Annotated in this window: 3 protein-coding genes; all 3 read right to left on the minus strand. The window is 65.1% G+C overall.

Translation table 11 applies throughout. The features are described 5' to 3' along the window. Nucleotides 1–296 precede the first annotated feature (296 nt). Complete coding sequence (locus V7116_RS25680) at nucleotides 297–1,376, minus strand: dihydroorotase (protein ID WP_324394857.1); 1,080 nt, start codon at nucleotides 1,374–1,376, stop codon at nucleotides 297–299. A 4-nt stretch (nucleotides 1,377–1,380) separates the two neighbouring features. Beyond that, on the minus strand, nucleotides 1,381–2,454 hold the full coding sequence (gene pyrB / locus V7116_RS25685; RefSeq protein WP_324394858.1) for an aspartate carbamoyltransferase: 1,074 nt from the start codon (nucleotides 2,452–2,454) through the stop codon (nucleotides 1,381–1,383). A 391-nt stretch (nucleotides 2,455–2,845) separates the two neighbouring features. After that, the coding region (locus V7116_RS25690; RefSeq protein ID WP_324394859.1) for a hypothetical protein at nucleotides 2,846–3,080 on the minus strand (235 nt) is incomplete at its 5' end.

The following is a 3,080-nucleotide window of genomic DNA, read 5'->3' on the forward strand; positions in this document are numbered from 1 at the left end:
GGGCGCCGTCCAGCCGGGCGAGCATGGTCAACATGCGCTCGTGGGCGTCCTGCGCGCTGCGGCGGAAGATCACCGGGCGGGCGAGGCGCTCGTAAGCCAGATCGTACGTGTTCAGGACCAGGGATCGCGCCGCGCGGGTGAGGTCGTTCATGGATGCTCCGATCCGGTAGGGAGTGAGGTCGGGTTGTCGGGATGCGCGATTTGCAGGATACGCCCCGCCGGGCGGAGCAAGCCCCGCCCCTACGAAACGCACATTCTTGAGTAGGGGCCATTCATGAATGGCCCCTACTGCGTGTCTATTGTTGCGACGCGGCGAGGTTCTGGCCGAACCCCTGCGGCACGAGGACGGACTCGCCGTCGTAGACCTGCTGCCCGCGAATCCACACCTCGCGCACGCGGCCCTGCACGCGTTTCCCGGCGAACGGCGACCAGCCGCACGCGGTGAACAGACTGGTGTCCTCGATGACGTAACTGTCATCGAGATCGACCAGGGTGTACGTGCCATCGGGCGGCGTCACGCCGAAGATGCGCTGCGGCTCGGTGGTCAGCATGGCGATCACGCGCTCCAGCTCGACACGCCCCTCGCGGGCGGCGGTGAGCATCAGCGGCAGGGTCGTTTCCAGGCCCGGCACGCCGGAAGGTGGCACGTCGCCCAGCTTTTCGGCGCGGGTGTGCGGCGCGTGGTCGGACTCGATCACGTCCACCAGCCCGGCGCGGATGGCGTCCCACAGCGCGTCTACGTCCGACTGCGTTTTGAGTTCGGGCTTCATCCGCCCGAATGGGCCGAGCGTGCGCACGTCGTCTTCGGTCAAAAACAGGTGGTGCGGCGTCACGCCGATGCTGACCGGCAGCCCTTCCGCCTTCGCCGCGCTCAGGTAGCCGATCTCCTCGGCGGTGCTGATGTGGCAGAAGTGCGTGCGTTTGCCCGTCTCGCGCACCAGCGCCAGGATCTCGGCCACGGTCGGACCCTCCGCGTGCACGGCAATGGGCTTGCGGCCCGGCCAGGCGCGGTAGTGCGGCACGCGCGCGGCCTGTTCCCCGATCAGCAGGGTGCCGGTGGTGGCGTTGTTGTAGATCTTCAGGCCGCACACGTCATCGATCGCGCCCGCGTATTCGGCGCTGTTGTCGTCCTGGCTGGCGCCGAAGTAAATGCCCCAGTCGCAGACGGCCTGCGCGCCGATGCTCGCCAGCTTGCGATCCAGCGCGGGGCGGGTGGTGGTGCTGGGCGGGGTATTGGGCATGTCGAACACCGCCCAATAACCCCCCGCCACCGCCGCCGCCGTCTCGCTGGCGAACGTGCTCTTGTGCGACCAGTCAAGATCGCGCAGGTGCACGTGCGGATCGAGCATGCCCGGCAGACGGATAAGCTGTGTCATGCGATTAGACCCACAGGTCCCCGAGGACCTTCGCCAGCAGCGTCATGCGGACGAACATGCCGTTTTCCATCTGCTGGAAGTAGACGGCGCGCGGGTCGGCGTCGAGCAGGTCGTGGTCGGCGGGCGTACCCATCTCGCCCTTACGGGGCAGCGGGTGCATCAGGATCATGTTGTCGGGAGCCTGGGCCAGAACGGGCGGCGTCATGATGAAGCCGTCCTTGATGGCCTCGTAGTCTTCGCGGTTGGCGAAGCGTTCTTCCTGGACGCGCGTCCAGTACAGGACGTCCGTCTTGCCGAGCACCTCGGAGAGTTCCTCGGTTTCGTAGACGGTCAATCCGGAGGCTTTGCAGTATTCGATCACCTCGGCGGGCATGCGCAGCGTGGGCGGCGACACCAGCGAGATGGTGGTGTTCTGCGCGTGGTAGCGGGCCAGCAGCTTGGCGAGCGAGTGGACCGTACGCCCGTGCTTCAGGTCACCGACCAGGGTGATCATCAGGTTGTCGAAACCCTTTTTGAAGTCGTAGATGGTGAACATGTCCAGCAGAGCCTGGGTGGGGTGCTCGCCCACGCCGTCGCCGCCGCTGATGATGAGCGGTTTGCGCCCGATCTGCTCGGCCAGACGGTCGAGGTAGTAGGCGGCTTCGTAGGACGAGCCGACGTCCGGGTGGCGCAGCACGATCACGTCCGCGTAGCAGCCCGCCGCGCGCACGGTGTCGCCCAGGTTTTCGCCCTTGTAGACCGAGGAGAACTGCACGCCGTTGCTGGCCGCGACGACTTCGCCGCCCAGGTGACGCATGGCCGCCTGGAAGGACATGTCGGTACGGGTGCTCGCTTCGTAGAACAGCGTGACCATCAGCCGCCCCGCGCCCAGTTGGAGCAGGCCGCGGTCGTTTTGCTTCAGGCGCTTGCGGATGGAGGCCGTCGCGTCGAACAGGATCTTCAGGTCGTCGCGGTCGAACTGCTCCACGGAGATGATGTGCTTGCCGGTGAAGTCCCCGGCAATCTTTTCGGGCGTGTAGCGCTGCAGGTAGTCGCTTGAGTGACGGAGGTCGTTGTGGTTAGACACGGTGCTGTTCACGTTGTTCTTCTCCTGGACATAAAAAAGCCACCCTAATAAAGGGTGGCTCGATCAAATCCGAAAATGAGAAATGATTGTGGCTCAGCGGAAGGGTGATGATAGGGTGCTGCTCTCATGCCTGTGTTCGACTCGCTGGCTCAATCCCGTCAGATGCGTTGGACGCTGCCGCGACGTCAGCCCGGCTCAGGTCCGGGATTGTATGATAGCGGGTTCTGCGGATGGGATCAAGAGTGAAAAATTTTTTACGCGAGAAAAGTGGGGAAAAAGCAGGGGCAAGAGCAACCGCGACCTCACCCCCGGCCCCTTTCCAATCGAGTTGGAGAGGGGAAAAAAACGCGTGATTCGTAGGGGCGGAGCTTGCCCCGCCCGTTGTGGGAAAAACCGGATAGCCCTATGAATGATCCTGCTCCCGTTCGAGACGGGCGATCTGGGCGCGGGCACTGTCGTCGTGCGGAAACAGGTCGGCGGCGATGCGGTAGAGCGCGAGGGCGCGGGCCGTGTCGCCGCGCGCTTCGGCATCGTCGGCGGCAGTGGCCAGCAGCTCGATGGCGCGCATGGGCAAACCGCCCCGGCTGAGGTGATCCGCGACGCGGCGCAGCGTGATCTCGTCTTCGGACTGGGCCAGC

This window comes from Aggregatilinea sp., from assembly GCF_036822615.1.
In the GTDB taxonomy this organism is placed as follows: Bacteria; Chloroflexota; Anaerolineae; order Aggregatilineales; family Aggregatilineaceae; genus Aggregatilinea.